The sequence below is a fragment of the Pelagerythrobacter marinus genome (assembly GCF_034375205.1).
GTDB classification, from domain to species: domain Bacteria; phylum Pseudomonadota; class Alphaproteobacteria; order Sphingomonadales; family Sphingomonadaceae; genus Pelagerythrobacter; species Pelagerythrobacter marinus.
This window is the reverse complement of record NZ_CP139719.1, coordinates 3178799-3196411: the sequence shown is the minus strand read 5'-3', so window position 1 is coordinate 3196411 and position 17613 is coordinate 3178799. Positions and strand designations below refer to the sequence as shown.

The following is a 17613-nucleotide window of genomic DNA, read 5'->3' as shown; positions in this document are numbered from 1 at the left end:
CAGCGGCTCGGTTTCCCCGGTCACTCGGCCGGCTGCGGCCCCGCCCGGGTGGCGGGCACCGGCCCGTCGCCATCGTCGTCAGGCCCCGGCCGCGGCGCTTCCTCCCCCGGGCGATAGGTCAGTAGGCGATTGCGCAGCCACGGGCCCAGTCGCTTCTCCAGCCCGTCGGCCAGGCTGAAACCGGCCGGCACGATCAGAAGGGTCAAGAGGGTGGACATGATCAGGCCGCCGATGACCACGGTGCCCATCGGCGCGCGCCAGGCCCCGTCGCCCGAAAGCGAGAGCGAGACGGGCACCATGCCCGCCGTCATCGCCACGGTCGTCATCACGATCGGCTGCGCCCGCTTGTGACCGGCATCGAGGATCGCGTCGAGCTTGCGCGTGCCCTTGTCCATCTCTTCCAGCGCGAAGTCGATCAGCAGGATCGAGTTCTTCGACACGATGCCCAGCAGCAGCAGGATGCCGATATAGACCGGCATCGATTGCGGCTGCCCGACCAGCCAGACGAGCAGGATGCCGCCAAGCGGCGCCAGCGCGAGCGAGGTCATGTTGACCAGCGGGCTCATCAGCCGCTTGTAGAGCAGGACCAGCACCGCGAAGACCAGCAGGATGCCCGAAAGGATCGCAATCCTAAGGCTACCGAGCATTTCCTGCTGCCACTCGTCCTCGCCCACCAGGTCGCGGATCACGCCTCGCGGCAGGTCCTGCAGGATCGGCAGCTGGCTGATCTGGGCATCGGCCTCCCCCTTCACCACGCCCTGCGCCAGGTCCGCCCCCACAAGGACGCGGCGGTTCTGGTTGTAGCGCTGGATCGAGGTCGGGCCGGAACCGAAGCTGATGTCGGCCACGCGCGACAGCGGCACCGTGCCGCCGTTGCGGGTCGGCACCGGCAGGTTCTCGATCGTGGTCATGTCCTCGCGCGATTGCTCGGGCAGCTTGACCCTGATCGGGATCTGCCGGTCCGACAGCGAGAACTTGGCCGCGTTCTGCTCGATCTCGCCCAGCGTGGCGATGCGGATCGTCTGGCTCAGCGCCGCGGTCGTCACCCCCAGCTCGGCTGCGAGGTCCGCGCGCGGCTCGACGATGATCTCGGGCCGGTTGATGTCGGCGCTGATGCGCGGCGCGACGAGGGTGTCGAGCCCCTTCATCTGCTCGACCAGGGTGGCCGCGGTTTCCTCCAGCAGGTCGGGGTCGGACCCGGCGAGCATCACGGTGAGGTCGCGGCCGCTGCCGAAACCGCCGGACTGCGACTGGAACCGTACCCGCGCATCGGGGATCTGCGCCAGGCGCGGCGCCAGCGCGCGCTCGAACTCGATCGAGGTGCGTTCGCGGTCGGGCCGCAGGGTGATGTAGATCGTCGCATTGCCGACCCGCACCCGTTCGAGCGCCCGGAGGACTTCCGGTTCGGCATAGAGGATTTCCGCGACCTGGTCGGCCACCCGCTCGGTCGTCTCCAGCGTCGTCCCCGGGACCATCTCGATCTCGACCCGGCTGTTGTCGCTGTTGATCTGCGGCTGGAACTGCGGGGGCACGTTCATGAACAGCAGGACGGTGAGGATCAGCGCGAAATAGCCGGTCATCATCATCCACACGCGGTGATCGTAGAAACGCGCCTCCAGCCAGCGCCAGCTGTCGCGCAGCCGGCCGGTCCAGGGCAGCCCCAGCAGCTTGAGCACGCCCCACCCCGCGCCGAAGCCGATCGCCACCGCGATCGCCAGTTCGACGATCTCGAGCGGTTTCAGGACCAGCCAGTGCAGGAAGCCGCCGCCGCTGTCCGACGCCAGGGGGCCGGCGATCGTCTCCGGCACGGCGAGCCCCTGGAGGAAATCGTAGGAGAGGAAGACCGCAACGAGCGGCGTCGCGATCAGCACGAGGACAACGGCCAGGAAGGCCAGGCCATAGAGGAACCGGCTGCGCGGCGGCTCCAGTCCGGCGCGGCGGGAGTGCATCTTGCCCCGGTCGAGCGACCACGACAGCACGCGCATGTAACGGTCCATCATCGGCCCTTCGCCATGCGCGGCGTGCCCCTTGGCCTTGAGGAAATAGGCCGCGAGCATCGGCGTGATCATCCGCGCCACGGCGAGCGACATCAGCACCGCGATCACCACGGTAATGCCGAAGTTCTTGAAGAACTGGCCCGAGATGCCGGGCATCAGCCCGACCGGCAGGAAGACCGCGACGATGCAGAAACTGGTCGCCACGACCGGCAGGCCGATCTCGTCCGCGGCGTCGATCGAGGCCTGGTAGGCGGATTTGCCCATGCGCATGTGGCGCACGATATTCTCGATCTCGACGATCGCGTCGTCGACCAGCACGCCCGCCACCAGGCCGAGCGCGAGGAGCGAGAGCGAGTTCAGGTTGAACCCCATCAGGTCCATGAACCAGAAGGTCGGGATGGCCGAGAGCGGGATGGCAATCGCCGAGATCACCGTCGCGCGCCAGTCGCGCAGGAAGAAGAATACCACGACGACCGCGAGGACCGCGCCCTCGATCATCGCCGCCATCGAGCTTTCGTACTGTTCTTCGGTGTACTGGACCGTGTTGAACAGCGGGATGAAGCGCACGCCCGGGTTTTCCGCCTCGATCGCGGCGATTTCCTCGGCCGCGGCCTCGAACACGGTGACGTCGGACGCGCCCTTCGCGCGCGAGATGCCGAAGTTCACCACTTCCTTGTCGCGCACCTTGCTGATCGAGGTCCGCTCGCTGTAGCCGTCGCGCGCGGTGGCGACATCGGCCAGCTTGACCGTGCGCCCGTCGCCCAGCTGGATCTGGCGCTGCGACAGCTCGTAAGCGGTTTCGGTACTGCCCAGGACCCGGACCGACTGGCGCGTGCCCCCCACCTCGGTATTGCCGCCGGCCGCGTCGATATTGGTCTGGCGCAGGACGTTGTTGATCTGGCTGGCGGTGACGCCGAAAGCCTGCATCCGCTCGAGGTCGATGATCACCTCGATCTCGCGATCGACGCCGGCAAAGCGGTTCACCTCGGCCATGCCCTCGATCGAGAGCAGGCGCTTGGCGACCGTATCGTCGATGAACCAGCTGAGCTGTTCGATCGTCATGTCGTCGGCTTCGACCGCGAAAATGCCCAGGAAGCCGCCCGCGATCTCCTCCTTGGTGATGCGCGGCTCGATGATTCCGTCGGGCAGGCTGCCGCGGATCTGGTCGATCGCGTTCTTCACCTCGGACACGGCATCGTTGGGATCGATCCCGATTTCGAACTCGACGAAAGTGTTCGAATTGCCTTCGCTGGCGGTCGAGTTGAGCGACTTGACCCCGTTGATCGAGCGGACGGCCGATTCCACCCGCTGGGTGATCTGATTCTCGATCTCGGTCGGCGCGGCCCCGGGCTGCGAGATCGAAATGTTGACCGCCGGAAACTCGATATCCGGGTTATTGACCACGTCCATCTGCCGGAACGACAGCAGCCCGGCCAGCAGCAGCGCCGTGAAGAACACGAGCGGGATGACCGGGTTGCGGATCGACCAGGCGGAGATGTTGCGGAAATTCATGCGTCAGTTCCCGTCGGCATCGACCTTGCGCGGTTCGACGGTTTCCCCTTCGGTGAGGAAGCCGCCCGCGCGCAGGACGACCCGTTCGGTGCCCGACAGCCCTTCGGCGATGGCAATGCCGCGATCGGTCACCATGCCCAGCCGGATCGCGCGCCGCTGCGCCTTGTTCTCGTCGTCGACAACATAGACGTAGCTGCCCTGATTGTCGGAAAGCACCGCCGATTCGGGCAGCATCGGGGCCACGATCGTGCCGCTGCTGATCGTGGCGCTGGCAAAGCCGCCGGGGCGCAGGCCGGGGGCATAGGACAGCGCGATCCGCGCCGTGCCCTGGCGATTGTCCGCCTCGATCGTGGGGGAAAGCTGCCACACCTGGCCGGTGAAGGTCTCGTCCGTGCCGATCGGCTGCACGGTGGCCTGGGTCCCGACCGAGAGGCTGGCGAGGTCGGTCTCGCTGACCTTGGCCAGCATTTCCATTTCCCCGCCGCGCGCGATCGTGAACAGGGCGCCGCTGCCGGCCCCCACCGTCTGGCCCGGTTCGACATTGCGGTCGAGCACGAGACCGGAAGCCGGGGCATAGATGTTCAGCCGGGCCGTGCGCTCCTGCAGCTCGCCCAGCTGCGCCCGCGCCACCTGCACGCGGGCCCGGGCGGCGTCGCGGGTCGCGGTCAGGCGATCGACGTCGGCCTTGGAGATGAAGCCGCGATCGACGAGCTGGAGCGCGCGATCGAGATTGGCCTGCGCGAGATCCGCATCGGCCTGCGCCACCTGGACATTGGCCCGGGCGCTGGCGATCTGCTGGACCTGGACCGCGCGATCGATCACCGCGAGCACCTGGCCCTGTTCGACCCAGTCGCCGGCATCGACGGGCACGGACAGGACGCGGCCGCCCTCCCCGACCGAGCCGACCGGCAGGGGCCGCCGCGCCGCGAGCGTGCCCGAGGCTTCGATCTGGCCCTCGATCGTCGCCCGGCCCGGGGTGATCACCGAAATGACCGGCGCCTGCGACTGGTCGTCGCCCGCACCGGCCGCACCGCCTTCGCCGCCCCGGGCGACGAAGAAGGCGATCGCCCCCAGCACGACCAGCGCGAGAACGCCGATGATGATCCAGCGCCGCCGCCGCCGCGCGCGCGCCTCCGCCTCGTCGACGAGGTCGGCAGGATAGGCCTCGGCCCTTTCCGCGGTCACGGGACTCTCGTAATTCATCGCGCTCTCGGTCTTGTGGATTGCGGAGTGTGTTATATTGATAACTCACTCCTGGCAATAGTGGGCCTCGTCTTACGCGCGTGCCGCCCCAGCGGCAACGCGGCGTTCGACGGGGGGCATATCTGGCCGACGAATGGCCATGCCCGATGCCCCTGCCGAAAGCGCGCATGAAAAGGGCGGGCCCGGCCTTCGCCGCGCCCGCCCCGGTATTTCCTGCGATCTTGCGGGGTTTAGCGCACCCGCCCGCGCTGGATCAGGTTGACGATCGCCAGCAACACGACAGCGCCGATGAAGGCGATGATGAGGCCGGTCAGCGAGAATTCCTGTATGGAGCCAGCCCAGCCGAACTGGTTGGCGATGAGGTTGCCGATCACCGAGCCGACGATGCCGACCACCACGTTCCAGAAGATGCCCATCGAGGCGTCGCGGTTCATTACGAGACTCGCGAGCCAGCCGGCGATGCCGCCCACGATGATTGCAATAATCCAGCCCATTACCAATTCCTCCTGTTTTCAAGCGCTGCCCGGCTCAAACGACGGGCAAGGCAATGCGGTTCCCCGGCATTCTTCGCGTGCCGTGGGGCGAGGATACGCTAAACGGGATTGTTCGGCTAGGCTTGGCTGCAGCGCAGGTGAACGCGCGGCACCGCGCGCTCAGTACTTGAGCTGCCGCTCGTAAAGGTCGCGGTAGTGCTGGATGCGGGTGACGCGCAGGCCCTGCATGCCCGAACGGTCGACCGCGCGCTGCCAGGACGCGAACTCCTCCAGCGTCAGGCTATAGCGTTCCAGGACCTCGTCGATCGTCAGCAGCCCGCCATTGACCGCGGCGACGACCTCTGCCTTGCGGCGCACGACCCACCGCTTGGTATCGCGCGGGGGCAGGTCGTCGAGCGTCAGCGGCTCCCCGAGGGGGCCGATCACCTGGTCAGGACGGATCTTCTGGTTCTCGATCATTGCATCTCTCGGTCGCCGGCGCGGGCATCGTTCTCGTCGCAGGGAACAATGCCGCCGCCGCCTTTGCCACGAGCTAAATCATCAGGGTTAACGATCGGTTCGCGCGCGGCCGCTGCAGATTCGGCAAGCGCCCCGAATCGCTCGAAATTGCCCGTGTGCCGGCCGTGAATCGGGGCCGCCAGCCGGCGCATCTCGTCGGCGACGGCCAGCCGGGTGACCAGCTCCGCCCACTCGGGGACCCGCAGCGAACCGCCATCGGCCGTCGAATCGACCACGGCGGGAACGATCTTGCCTTCGTACATGCCCGACGGTGTAGGGGCGACATCTCAAGATCGGGTAAAGCGCGGGTTCGCGCCCCTCCCTTTATGGATAACGCGCCAGCGTGTATGGGCGCGCGCATGAACGCTCCCGTCCGCATCCCCGGCGCCACCGATCCCGCCGCCCTGTTCGACCTGCCGCGCCCGGCGGCGCAGTGCCGGATCGTGGTCGCCATGTCGGGCGGCGTCGACAGTTCGGTCGTCGCCGCGCTCGCCGCGCGGACCGGCGCGGAAACGATCGGCGTGACGCTGCAGCTCTACGATTACGGTGCAGCGACCGGCCGCAAGGGCGCCTGCTGCGCGGGCGACGACATTGCCGACGCACGCGCCGTCGCCGACCGGCTCGGCATCGCGCACTACGTCTTCGACCACGAAAGCGCCTTCCGCGAGGAAGTGGTGGAGACGTTCGCCGACGATTACCTCGCCGGGCGCACGCCGGTGCCCTGCATCCGCTGCAACATGGGGCCCAAGTTCACCGACCTGCTGCGCATGGCCCGCGAACTGGGGGCCGACTGCCTCGCCACCGGGCACTACGTGCGCCGCGTCGCCGGGCCTGCCGGGCCCGAACTGCACCGCGCGCTCGATCCGGCGCGCGACCAGTCCTACTTCCTCTACGCGACGACCGAAAGCCAGCTCGATTTCCTCCGCTTCCCGCTCGGCGGCCTGCCGAAGAGCGAAGTGCGGCAGCTGGCCGAGACGGCCGGACTGCGCAACGCGGCCAAGCCCGACAGCCAGGACATCTGCTTCGTGCCCGACGGCGACTACGCCGCGATCGTGCGCAAGTTGCGCCCGGAAGGGGGCCGGCCGGGCCCGATCGTACACGCCGGATCGGGCGAAGTCCTGGGACGCCACAAGGGAATCGTCCACTACACGGTCGGCCAGCGCAAGGGGCTGGAGATCGGGGGGCAGCCCGAACCGCTCTACGTCGTCGGAATCGACGCGGCGAACCACGCCGTGCGCGTCGGCCCGCGCCGGATGCTCGCGGTCGATGCCGCCAGGATCGTCGAGAGCAACCGGATCGGCCCCCTTCCCGATGCGCCGCTGACCGCCAAGGTCCGCAGCCTGGCCCGGCCCGTGCCGATAACGCTCGAAGGCCCTCTGGGCGACGGGGCCGCGGCAACCCTGCGCTTCGCCCAGCCCGAATACGGCGTCGCCCCCGGCCAGGCCGCCGTCATCTACGCCGGCGAGCGCGTCGTCGGCGGCGGCTGGATCGAATCGACGGCCCAGAATGATGACGGCTCGGCACTATCGCCTTGAGTCAGAAAAGTTTATGACCCCGACAAGTCGTCTGCTAGGTGCCGGGACAGTATCCAGACTGCCCGGCAGTTCCATACAAACAATCGACAGGTCGAATCGTCAGTGAGCGAACAGGTTCAATCGCCCCGTCTTGGCCCCGCTGGCAGCATCGCGTGGCGTCAGTTGCGCGAGCGCACGCTACGCTTCATTCTGGGGCGGCCGCGGCTTCATCGACAACTTCTGGCCATTCTGTTCGACGCTGCCCTCTGCTTTGCGGCGGTGCTGATCGCGTTTTCACTGCGCCTCGGGGTGTGGGACCTCGTCTCGCGGCCGATCATGACCTTCGCCGCCATAGCGATTGCCACATGGTATCCCATTGCCTGGAGAACCGGCGTTTACCGCGCCCTCACGCGCTTTTCAGGCGCCCGAACGATCGCCAATCTCGCAGTGGCTACCGGCCTGATGGCGATTCCGCTGATCGTGGTTTGCGTGATCTTCCGGTTGCCCGACGTGCCGCGCACGTTGAGCGTCCTTCATCCGATCATATTCTTCCTCCTCCTGGCCTCGAGCCGCATCGCCATTCGATTCACGATGCTGGATCTGCTGAAAGCAGTGGATGTGAACGGGAAGCGCGTGCTGGTTTACGGCGCCGGTCGGGCCGGCCAGCAGCTCGCCTTGTCGTTGAGGCATGAGCCACAGATTCACCTCGTCGGGTTCCTCGATGACGATCTTCGGCTCCACGGACAGAGGCTGGATGGAGCGCCCGTCTTCGGATCCGATCGCCTTCGCGAAGTCGTTGCCGAGCGGGAGGTGGACGAGGTGCTGCTCGCCATACCCAGCGCGTCGCGTACGCGGCGCCGAGCCATAATCGAGACGCTCCAGAAGGAAGAAGTCTACGTTCGCTCCCTACCGAATCTGACGAACGTGATCGAAGGCAAAGTGACCGTCAGCGATTTGCGCGAGATCCAGATCGAAGAGCTGCTCGGTCGCGAAGCAGTCGCGCCCAATGAACTTCTGATGGGAAAGACGATCATCGGCCGCACCGTTCTTGTTTCCGGCGCGGGCGGGTCGATCGGCAGCGAGCTGTGTCGCCAGATCGTGCAATTCCGGCCCTCGCGGCTTGTCCTGCTCGAGCAGTCGGAATACGGCCTCTACGCGATCGAGCAGGAACTCCGCGAATTCTGCGCAGACGCGGGCGCCAGCGTGCAGATTATACCCGAGCTGGCCAACGCAGCCGAGCGTTCGTCCATGCGACGTGTTTACGCGCGTTACCGGCCCGACACAGTGTTTCACGCGGCCGCGTACAAGCACGTGCCCCTGGTAGAAGCGAATCCGATAGCGGGTCTTCGCAACAACATCATGGGCACGCTCCATAGCGTCGAAGCTGCCGAGGAAGTCGGCACCACCCATTTCACCCTCATCAGCACCGACAAGGCGGTACGCCCGACCAACATCATGGGCGCATCGAAAAGGATTTGCGAACTCATCCTGCAAGCCAAGGCGGCAGAAGAAAGGCGGGGGCCGGTTTTCAGCATGGTGCGGTTCGGCAATGTCCTGGGTTCGAGCGGGTCGGTCGTGCCGCGGTTCAAGGAGCAGATCGCGCAAGGGGGGCCGATAACCCTGACTCATCGGGACATCACCCGGTACTTCATGACCATCCCCGAAGCGTCACAGCTCGTGATCCAGGCGAGTGCCATGGCGAAAGGCGGCGAAGTATTCGTGCTGGACATGGGCGAGCCGATCAAGATCGCCGAGCTCGCTTACTCGATGGTGCGGCTCTCCGGCCTCAGCGTGCGGGACGCGGACAATCCGGACGGCGACATAGAAGTGGTTGAAACCGGCTTGCGGCCAGGCGAAAAGCTGTATGAAGAGCTCCTGATCGGCAACAACCCGGAACCCACCAATCACCCCCGGATCATGCGCGCGCGAGAAAACCTGCTGCCGTGGAACGATCTGCACGAGGCACTGGATGAGCTGAATTCCGCCCTCCGAGAAACGGGCAGTTCAACGACGGCAGTCCAGATCGTAAGCAAGCTCGTACCCGAATTTGTTCCCAGCAAGGAGTGGTCGAAGCGGTGTGCGGCGCAAACGCCGTAAACAGGGGATCGGGCCCAACGCCTTCATATCGTGTCCAGAGGCGCTGGCCGCATAAATTCCGTCAAAAGCTGGATCGTCGAAAGACCTTGCCAATCGTGGCCACCAGAATTCGCACGTAGGCGCCCAGAGCGGGATGCGATAGCCATCGCCGCTCCAGCGTGACGCGTTCTTCCAGCCCTCCTTTGTTCGCGTAAACCTGGGCAGGCCCTGTAATCCCCGGCCGCAAAGCATGCCGCTCTTCCCAGTAGCCGTCCTGGTAATCGACCTCTTGGGCAGGGGTGTCGGGCCGAACGCCCACCAGGGACATGTCGCCACGCAGGACATTCAGCAACTGCGGCAGTTCGTCCAGATGCGTCGAACGCAGGAAACGCCCTACCCGGGTAATCCGCGAATCTCCGGGGACGGTCGTCCTGAACGCCGCCCGCGCGGCTTTTTTCTCCGCGAGCGACCCGGCGGTGCCGCCCTGGGCGGCAGCCGCGGGATCCCACTTCATGGTCCTGAACTTCAGTATCGTGAAATGCCTCAGCCCTCTGCCGACGCGAATCTGGCGAAAGAATATCGGGCTGCCGTCGTCGGCCCTTATGGCAACAGCGATGAGGAGCATAAGGGGCGACAGGACTACACATGCCAAGGATGCGGCCCCGACGTCCAACAGGCGCCTCATGAAGTCGTCAACGTATTTCAATACGCTTGCTCCTGATCGGACGCTGCGACACTCATGGGGCGCAAGTCGCTGATGTAGAGTGACACCGCGTATACAAATGCTACCTGGACTGCCCTGTCCGCCCCGAACAGCATTGCCTCGGTGAAGCCGCTGCCGATCAGGGCCGCATGCACGGCGACGAGATATGCCTTGCACTCGACCGGAAGCTGTCGCGCAAAGCCGCGGTGGATCATTTTCAAGCTGCCTATGAACCACAGCGCGGTAAGGAAAATTCCCAGAACACCCAGTTCGACCAGAAACTGGATATAGGTGGAGTGAAAGTGCGGGAAACCCTGGTCAGTCAGAAGTATCCTGGGAACGATTTCCGAAGACGACCCCCATCCCCATCCGAACCAGGGCCTCTGTTCCCAAAGAGCGATGCCGCCCTCGTACAACGCGAAGCGCTCTTCGTACGAGTAATTCCTGTTTCGCTCCCATACGTCTTCAAGGAGCGCGAAGTTCACGACCAGGCCCGACACTGCCGCGGCAACCAGCCCCAACCTCCACCACAAGCTGCGCCACAGGAAAAACAACATGACGCAGATGCTCGAAATGCTCAGAAGTATGTTGATCCGGCTTGTAGCCTCGATTTGGGCGATAAAGAGAATGCCGATGAAAACCAGGTACCTTGGGGCTCGCGTCTGGATAAAAAGAAAGACGCTGGGGACCACGCCCATTATGACCAGGAACGTGGAAGCCTCGTTCGCACCTCTTGCGAGGAATATGGCCGGTGCTTCCGTCATTCCCGCCGCGGCAAGCAACAAGCCCAATAGTGCGACAGCCACTGCTCCGGCGGCGGAAGCCGCCATCAAACGGTCCATCTGACCGGGCTGATATACGGCAGCGCGAAGCAGAAAGAACATCCCGACATACACAGCAAGCTGGAGCAGCTCGCTCAGGACTCTCCATCCGGCGTCGGACAACATCGTGGCAAGCACGATGGCGAGGAACACCATGCACACCATGATGAACACCCTGTCGCGACGTGGCCCATCCCCTCGCAAGTTCAGGTCGGAAACCAGGAACACGCCGAGCGCGACCAGGGCCAGGTGAATCTGGCCGGCGCCTAGCGCGAAGAAGACCATGAAAGGCCGGACGAACCTGAAGGATTGCAGTCGAACAACCGCCAGGAGAAGCGCAAGAGCGGAAATTCCGATGCTTATGATTACATCCATGTCTTAGAAAGCATTCCGCTTGACTAGAAGTCTGGGGCTCCACTCGATCTGATCAATAGCGGACAGTAGTTCTTCATCCGAACGACCGTCTCCATAGAAATTTTGAAATGGCCCTTTTAGAGCCAGCGCCTGGCTCACTGCATTCTGAATCTCCTGCTCGCGAATCTCAGGGCAATCGATCGTATTGTCGTTGCGAAGCCGATCGTTCTGGCGCGAGCCGAGATTGACGCACGGGGTTCCCAAGCTTGCACTTTCTATGATCCCCGACGACGAATTGCCCACGAGCACATCGGCTGCGGCCAGCAGGGAAAGATAATGCCTTCGCTCGAGGTGCGTCAGCACCACGATGTCGGGATGCTCCCCGACGGCGTCGAGGCTCTGGTCGATGGCCTTGCCTCCTGCATCGGAGTTGGGGCGCAGAACCACCAGCTGATGACCCAGGCTTTGCAGGGACCGGATCACCGTGCGGATCTGCCCGCCTCCGTCTCCCGCCTCCTGCACCACCGGATGGAAGACAACAAGCGATAGCGGCCTGTCCACGCTCAGCCCGTACTCCGACAGTATAGCGCGCCGATCGATGCAGGCGGCTCGCGACCGGCAAAGATCGACCAGTCCTGGCGCCCCGATCACCCGTATAGTCTCTGGAAGCTCGCCCATTCGCTTCAGTCGCTGGGCTGCGTCCTCGGTGGCAGGAAAATGAACATGCGCCAGCTTGCTGATCGCGTGCCGAAGACTTTCATCCAGTGTTCCCGAACGTTCGCCGCCATGGATATGGGCCGTGAAGATGCCGAGATGCACCGCGGCCAGCGTTGCGGCCAGCATTTCGCCTCGATCACCGAGCACCAGCACCAGATCGGGTCGGTCACGCTCCCAAAGATCGATCATGCCGTCCATCTCGGCTGTGAAGGCGCGGGCCATTTCCCCCCCGCTCTCGCCCGTCAGACGTGCGGGTATCTGGGCAGCCAGGCTTAGACCGGCCGCGCGTATATCGTTCACGCTGCTGCCGTACTTCTCGAGAAGATGCTGCCCGGTTGCCACGACCGAGAGTTCATGCCGGCTGCCAGCAAGATGCTGAAGACAGCCTCGCATGAGGCCAAAATCGGCGCGACTGCCGGACACGTAGTGAATTTTCATGAATCTATGACCCGTAAGCGTGCGTCGACGATCGCTCGCGCCAGAGCGAGATCTTCTTCCTCGTCGATATCGAGGCTGTCAATGTGGCCCATCACGTAGCCCGCAACGCCATCGGGGAAGAGTGTACCCTGGTCACGAAAAGTCTTCACGTCGCAGAGATAGAGCGCACCGTTCGGCGCCAGCAAAGGCTCTGCATCCTGACGCCGGGAAACGGCGGGAACGGCCCTTGCGAGCGGCTGTAGCCGGCCAGTTTCATCGGTTGTGAACTGCCAAGCCGCCGGCTTGCCTTTGCCGACCGAAACCACCGCCGGCGAAGGCGTCCCGTCGTATATCCGCACGGCCTGCCGAATATGTTCTGCCGACCGGAATGGCGATGTAGGCTGCAGCAGGGCAAAAGCCCCTGTGGTTTTCGTGGCGGAGAGCGCATGGAGAACCACATCGCTGGATCGCGCCGCCGACGTTGCGAGTTCCGCGGGTCGCACGAACGGAACCTCGGCGCCAGCCGCCCTTGCGGCCGACATGATCGCTGGACCATCCGTGCTGACGATTACACGCCGGAAGCACCGCGATGCCATGGCGGCGCGCACGGTCCATGCGATAAGGGGCACACCGCCGAGCTCGGCGACGTTCTTGCCCGGCAGGCCGACCGAGCCAGCCCTTGCAGTTATGATGGCAAGATCCAGCATCAAGGGGCAAGATCCTGCGCCGACCCCACGTCTTGGTGGCTCAGACCATTGCGATCGAGCCAGGCCTGGAGTGCAAGCAACGACCAAATGCGGATGGAATGCTCGGCACGGCCCGAAATATGGGCTGCGAGGAGCTGCTCCAAGTCCGTCCGACGCATCATCCCCGCCACGGGCTGTCCCGGATCAAGCAGGCGACCACGGATGGAAGAAGCCAGTTTGGTGCGGAACCAGTCAGTCAGAGGCACACGGAAACCGTGTTTGGGCCGTTTCGTCACCTCATCCGGCAGGTATCGCGACAACAGGGATCTGAGCGGTGCCTTCCCGAGTCCCCCGGCTCGCTTCTCGGCACCCGAGATGGACTGGGCAAACGCAACCATCTCGAGGTCCAGAAACGGCACGCGGCATTCAAGGCTCGCGTACATGCTAACATGGTCGGTCTTCGGTAGCATCTGCCCCGACAGCTGTCCTCGCATATCGGCCTCGAACATTGCCGTATCAGACGTCGGCAAGGCCATCATCCAGTCGGGCATATCCGGGTTGACGGTGAGAAGGCGTTCATTGGGCCCGGAAAACGGCCCCGGAATGTACTCCGGATCGTCCAGAAGCCCAAAACCAACACGGATTCTTCGCAGGTTCTCCGCGAGGCCAGTCGACGGAGAGGTCGGCAGCCGCTGCACGATGCTCCTCGCCGCGTCGCGCAACTGAGGCGGGAGCCCGTGCCAGCGCCTCTTCCAAGGGGTCAGTGCATGCCGAGGATACCCTTGGAACAGCTCGTCGCCGCCATCTCCCGACAGGCAGACCTTCACATGGTCTCGCGCAAATCTCGACATCACGAGGAGCGGGAGGCACGCCGGGTCGGCGATGGGCTGATCCATCGCTGCGAGTCCGGCATCCAGTTCCTCAAGCAAGATGTCCGCATTTACCCGAAGTTCGTGATGCTCGGCATTGCAATGAGCAGCGACGAGCGCAGCCACGTCGGCTTCGTTCGCCGCAGCGATCCCATGGCCCTCCCCTTCAAATCGGACGGTAAAGGTGCGAGGCGCAAGGCCCATCTGATGAGCAACGGAAACCAGCAGCGACGAATCGATCCCGCCAGAAAGAAAAAAGCCGACCGGTACGTCTGCGATGACTTGCCGCCGTACCGACGCGAACAATACCTCTTCAAGGTTCCCAGCCCGTGCGGCGGGAAGAGTGCGCGGCGGCAGATCCTTTGTCTGCCCGTTGGACAGATCGATCTCCATTCTCGCCCCCGGCGTCAGCTTTCGCACCCCCTGAACCAGCGATCCCGGTTGGGGCACCCAGCCCTGGGCCAGGAACTGGGCGAGCGCGCGCCGATCGATAGCGACAGGAAATTCGAGCGCGCGCAGGGCCGCCAGGATTCCCCGCAGCTCCGAGGCGAAAAGCACCGCATCGGGGCCTTCCCAAACGTATAGCGGCTTCACGCCTACGGGATCGATACCCAGCTGCAGGCGCCCTCCGCCCGATCCCCCGTGAAGACCTGCCTCGTCGAGAACCGCATAGGCGTACATCCCGTTGAGCATGTCGTCGAAAAGGCGGCCGTCCTGGATATAACCGGCCAGAAGGACCTCGGTATCGGAACGGGTCCGGAACTGCCAGCCGCGGCGCTTCTGATCCTCCATCAACTGCGCGAAGTTATAGATCTCTCCGTTGAAGCTTAGCGCCACGTTCCCGTCTGGGGACGACATCGGCTGGGGCGCACCTTCGACGTCGATAATGGCAAGTCGCAAGTGGCCGAGGGCATGACGCTCGGCGACATGACGCCCCTGCCCATCAGGACCCCGGTGCCCCATTGCATCGAGCATGGCCGTGATCGCCAGGTTCGACCTTGGCGATACGTCGCCCCGGACCGAGGGTCGCCATACCAGACCGCAAATTCCGCACATTAGTTTCGGGAAATCCCCAAGTTAAAGAACGTCGAACGACCGAAGCCGCCCAGAAGCCCGAACGCAAGCACGGCCGCTGCAACCCCGCCCCCGGCAATTATCAGCCCGAGAATGCCGCCGCCAATCTGGGTATCGACTACATAAGCAACGGAAGATGCCAAGCCAAAACCGCACAACAACCTCGCGACGTCGGCGATGGGAAACGCCACGGTCCTGAGATGCAGTGCGATCACGACGAGGTTGCCGAAAGACTGAAGGACCGTCGCCACGACGGTAGCGGCCGCCAGCCCGAGAACACCGTACTCCCCCACCAATGAAGCGCTCATGAAAATTTTCGCCGGCAACACGATGGCGCTTATAATGAAGATCCAGCGGTGTCGATGCATAAGCACCACAACCCGTGTACTGATCAAGTTGACCGCAAGAGCAACCGAACCAAACGCAAATATCATCGTAAGGGCATTGATAGTTTCGCGATCCCCTACAGAAAATGAGCCGCTGTTATATACTATCCTCGTTATTTCTTCTGGATAGGAATATAATATAACCATTGGAATGGCCATGCAGCCCAATAGCGCAACGATATCCGGGCCGATTATGGAGCGCCAGGCCGTTTGTCCTCGATCTGCCAATGCATGAGCCCAGCGAGGCTCGGTGATGACCAAGGCGGAACCGACGACGAGCATGTTGGCCAACGCCGCCAGGCGGCTGGCAAAACCCAAAAGGCTTACCGAACCGGCCGAAAGTTTAGAGGCGAAATAGAAATCGACATATACGTAAAGCTCGTTCAGCAAGGCGACCAGGGCGAGCGCCAGAACCCCATGCCAGTAGCCATGCGGAGCGCGAAGACCGAGCGCGTTCCCGGCGCTCTTCCTGATACCGCTCACCATCCGCGTCTTGGGCGCCCGCGGAATAACCCAGAATTGCAGGATGCAGACGACGTAGGCTCCTATCGCCATGCCTGCCATCATCCAGAACGCGCCTGCTGCGGCGCCGCCGTGGTAGAAGCCTATCAGAAGCCCCGCAATGGCGGCGAGATTGGTCACGATCTGCGGAACGGAATACCAGACCGCATTATTCAGCAGCCGGTTCACCAATCCCAGGAAATGGGCGAGCGCGAGCCCGACGGGGGTCGCTGCGCTCGCCAGGAGCAAAGTGGAAAAGAGCTCGACCCCATATTCGTCAAAGCCAGGAGCAATCAGGACGGCCAGATTTTCCGAAAAAACTATCGCAAGCGCCGAAGCCCCAGAGGCGACCAGCGTACAGATCAAGGCGGCGTGCAGCCAGAAACGGATGGCGGCATCTCCGCCTTCGGCCGCGTCAACCTGGTATACTCGCGACACCAGGACGGGCATGACCGCGCTGGAAATGAAGACCGTTTCCAGCAGCCACACGAGCTGCATGGCGACCAGAACAGCATCGGAATAAATGCTGACACCCAAGGTCGAAGCAATCTGCTGGAGGCGGACAAACCCCAAAAGCTTGCCGGCCATCGAAGCGGCAAATGTCAGAAGGACCTGAGAACTCAGCTTGCGCTCGTCTCGCTCTAGCCAGCGGTCGGACACTAGATGACCTGCTGGCGTGGCAATCCCGTGTCCACGGCCGCTCCCGCCGCGCGATAGGCGCCCAAGATACGATCAACCACCTTTTCGATCGTGAGCTCTGCCTGGACGTGCTTCCTGGCTGCGCGGCCGCGAGACGCACGAAGCTCTGCATCGCCTGCGAGCCGGTCAAGATTGGCCGCCAGCGCGTCCACGTCCCCGGGCGGCGAAACCCAGCCTGCGGAATCACCTGCGGTCAGCTCTTTCAAGCCGGCGATGTCGCTCCCGATCCATGGCTTGCCCATCGCCATCGCCTCGATAATCGCATTCGGAAAGAATTCGCCGAAAATTGAGGGCTGGCAGTAGATGTCCATGGCGCTCAACATCTCCGGGATGTCGAATCGGCGGCCAGCAAATATTACCCGCCCTTCCATGCCGGTTTCGCGCACCACCTCTTCCACGCATGGGCGGGCAGGACCGTCGCCCACCAGCAGCACCGATAGTTCGGGATGCCGATCCCTCAAGGCAGCCACTGCCTTCACCAGGTTATGCTGCCCCTTGGTAGGGCCATTGACCTCGGAATGGGGAACCATGGCTCCAGTGGTTCCCACCACGATGCGCCCCTCCAACCCGAGTTCGCGACGATTTCGTTCGGACGATACCCGACCCGGGTCGAAACGCGCCAGGTCAACGCCATTGTAGGTCACGCAGGTCTTCGTTGCAGGGACGCCGAAACCGATAAGCCGCTCTCGTGTGCGCTCACAAACGCCCATCAAGATTCCGGGCAAGTGCTTCCAGATCCGGTTTCGCCACTGGTGGGTATCGCGTTCCTCGACCCCGCGTACACTTGTCACACACGGAATTTTCTCGCCGCCGAGACGGGCGGCGATGTGAGCGCACATCGTCGCCGCCGCATTATGGCCGTGAATCACGTCAGGCCGGGCTTGCCGAACTATGGCGGTGAGGCGCCGGATGGCGATCGCGATACTCCACGGCTGATGCCTGTTCGGGGCCAGCTGGGGCACGATGTGAACCGTAAAACCCGCGTCGCGCACCGCCTGAACATAGACCCCGCCGGAGGTGACGAACGTCACGTGATGTCCTCGCTCGCGCATCTGCCGGGCGATCACCAGGGGCTGTGTCCCAGGACCCGAC

The 17613-nt window shown here is 63.8% G+C and carries 14 protein-coding genes; 2 read left to right on the top strand and 12 right to left on the bottom strand.

The window, feature by feature from the left end:
- Nucleotides 1-20: 20 nt before the first annotated feature.
- The 5 genes from T8T98_RS15615 to T8T98_RS15595 form a co-directional block, all read right to left on the bottom strand.
- Nucleotides 21-3509 carry an efflux RND transporter permease subunit gene (locus T8T98_RS15615; RefSeq protein ID WP_251104536.1) on the bottom strand — a complete coding sequence of 1163 codons (3489 nt, stop codon included), beginning with the start codon at nt 3507-3509 and terminating at the stop codon, nt 21-23.
- 3 nt (nt 3510-3512) lie between these two features.
- A complete protein-coding gene (locus T8T98_RS15610; protein ID WP_251104537.1) occupies nt 3513-4712 on the bottom strand; it encodes an efflux RND transporter periplasmic adaptor subunit in 1200 nt (399 codons plus the stop codon).
- 230 nt (nt 4713-4942) lie between these two features.
- Nucleotides 4943-5206 (bottom strand): GlsB/YeaQ/YmgE family stress response membrane protein, encoded by a 264-nt coding sequence (locus T8T98_RS15605; RefSeq protein ID WP_160733412.1) that lies wholly within the window; start codon nt 5204-5206, stop codon nt 4943-4945.
- Nucleotides 5207-5365: 159 nt separating this feature from the next.
- On the bottom strand, nt 5366-5665 hold the full coding sequence (gene sciP / locus T8T98_RS15600) for a CtrA inhibitor SciP (protein ID WP_251104538.1): 300 nt from the start codon (nt 5663-5665) through the stop codon (nt 5366-5368).
- The gene (locus T8T98_RS15595) at nt 5662-5967 is read right to left on the bottom strand and encodes a hypothetical protein (protein WP_251104539.1); all 306 of its coding nucleotides are present in this window, start codon (nt 5965-5967) and stop codon (nt 5662-5664) included. Before T8T98_RS15595 ends, sciP begins: the two co-directional genes overlap by 4 nt.
- A gap of 96 nt (nt 5968-6063) precedes the next feature.
- Here T8T98_RS15595 and mnmA point away from each other — a divergent pair, with 96 nt between their 5' ends.
- Together mnmA and T8T98_RS15585 are read left to right on the top strand one after the other, a co-directional pair.
- Nucleotides 6064-7239 (top strand): tRNA 2-thiouridine(34) synthase MnmA, encoded by a 1176-nt coding sequence (gene mnmA, locus T8T98_RS15590; RefSeq protein WP_251104540.1) that lies wholly within the window; start codon nt 6064-6066, stop codon nt 7237-7239.
- Nucleotides 7240-7341: 102 nt separating this feature from the next.
- Nucleotides 7342-9315 carry a polysaccharide biosynthesis protein gene (locus T8T98_RS15585; RefSeq protein WP_251104541.1) on the top strand — a complete coding sequence of 658 codons (1974 nt, stop codon included), beginning with the start codon at nt 7342-7344 and terminating at the stop codon, nt 9313-9315.
- Nucleotides 9316-9376: 61 nt separating this feature from the next.
- Here the strand turns inward: T8T98_RS15585 and T8T98_RS15580 are convergent, their stop codons facing one another.
- The 7 genes from T8T98_RS15580 to T8T98_RS15550 are packed head-to-tail and all read right to left on the bottom strand — an operon-like array spanning nt 9377 to nt 17588.
- Complete coding sequence (locus T8T98_RS15580; protein ID WP_251104542.1) at nt 9377-10000, bottom strand: sugar transferase; 624 nt, start codon at nt 9998-10000, stop codon at nt 9377-9379.
- The gene (locus T8T98_RS15575) at nt 9997-11193 is read right to left on the bottom strand and encodes an O-antigen ligase family protein (RefSeq protein ID WP_251104543.1); all 1197 of its coding nucleotides are present in this window, start codon (nt 11191-11193) and stop codon (nt 9997-9999) included. Before T8T98_RS15575 ends, T8T98_RS15580 begins: the two co-directional genes overlap by 4 nt.
- Nucleotides 11194-11196: 3 nt before the next feature.
- The gene (gene neuC, locus T8T98_RS15570) at nt 11197-12327 is read right to left on the bottom strand and encodes a UDP-N-acetylglucosamine 2-epimerase (protein ID WP_251104544.1); all 1131 of its coding nucleotides are present in this window, start codon (nt 12325-12327) and stop codon (nt 11197-11199) included.
- Nucleotides 12324-13013 carry an acylneuraminate cytidylyltransferase family protein gene (locus T8T98_RS15565; RefSeq protein ID WP_251106024.1) on the bottom strand — a complete coding sequence of 230 codons (690 nt, stop codon included), beginning with the start codon at nt 13011-13013 and terminating at the stop codon, nt 12324-12326. The genes neuC and T8T98_RS15565 overlap by 4 nt, the downstream gene beginning before the upstream one ends.
- A complete protein-coding gene (gene asnB, locus T8T98_RS15560) occupies nt 13013-14917 on the bottom strand; it encodes an asparagine synthase (glutamine-hydrolyzing) (protein WP_251104545.1) in 1905 nt (634 codons plus the stop codon). Before asnB ends, T8T98_RS15565 begins: the two co-directional genes overlap by 1 nt.
- Nucleotides 14917-16482 (bottom strand): lipid II flippase MurJ, encoded by a 1566-nt coding sequence (locus T8T98_RS15555; RefSeq protein ID WP_251104546.1) that lies wholly within the window; start codon nt 16480-16482, stop codon nt 14917-14919. Before T8T98_RS15555 ends, asnB begins: the two co-directional genes overlap by 1 nt.
- Nucleotides 16482-17588 carry a glycosyltransferase gene (locus tag T8T98_RS15550; RefSeq protein ID WP_251104547.1) on the bottom strand — a complete coding sequence of 369 codons (1107 nt, stop codon included), beginning with the start codon at nt 17586-17588 and terminating at the stop codon, nt 16482-16484. Before T8T98_RS15550 ends, T8T98_RS15555 begins: the two co-directional genes overlap by 1 nt.
- Nucleotides 17589-17613 lie beyond the last annotated feature (25 nt).

Excerpts from the sequence above, each read along its gene's own strand:
- asnB (WP_251104545.1), bottom strand. The coding sequence starts at position 14,917 with ATGTGCGGAATTTGCGGTCTGGTATGGCGACCCTCGGTCCGGGGCGAC.
- neuC (WP_251104544.1), bottom strand. The coding sequence starts at position 12,327 with ATGAAAATTCACTACGTGTCCGGCAGTCGCGCCGATTTTGGCCTCATG.
- T8T98_RS15615 (WP_251104536.1), bottom strand. The coding sequence starts at position 3,509 with ATGAATTTCCGCAACATCTCCGCCTGGTCGATCCGCAACCCGGTCATC.
- T8T98_RS15605 (WP_160733412.1), bottom strand. The coding sequence starts at position 5,206 with ATGGGCTGGATTATTGCAATCATCGTGGGCGGCATCGCCGGCTGGCTC.
- T8T98_RS15575 (WP_251104543.1), bottom strand. The coding sequence starts at position 11,193 with ATGGATGTAATCATAAGCATCGGAATTTCCGCTCTTGCGCTTCTCCTG.
- T8T98_RS15595 (WP_251104539.1), bottom strand. The coding sequence starts at position 5,967 with ATGTACGAAGGCAAGATCGTTCCCGCCGTGGTCGATTCGACGGCCGAT.
- T8T98_RS15565 (WP_251106024.1), bottom strand. The coding sequence starts at position 13,013 with ATGCTGGATCTTGCCATCATAACTGCAAGGGCTGGCTCGGTCGGCCTG.
- sciP (WP_251104538.1), bottom strand. The coding sequence starts at position 5,665 with ATGATCGAGAACCAGAAGATCCGTCCTGACCAGGTGATCGGCCCCCTC.
- mnmA (WP_251104540.1), top strand. The coding sequence starts at position 6,064 with ATGAACGCTCCCGTCCGCATCCCCGGCGCCACCGATCCCGCCGCCCTG.
- T8T98_RS15610 (WP_251104537.1), bottom strand. The coding sequence starts at position 4,712 with ATGAATTACGAGAGTCCCGTGACCGCGGAAAGGGCCGAGGCCTATCCT.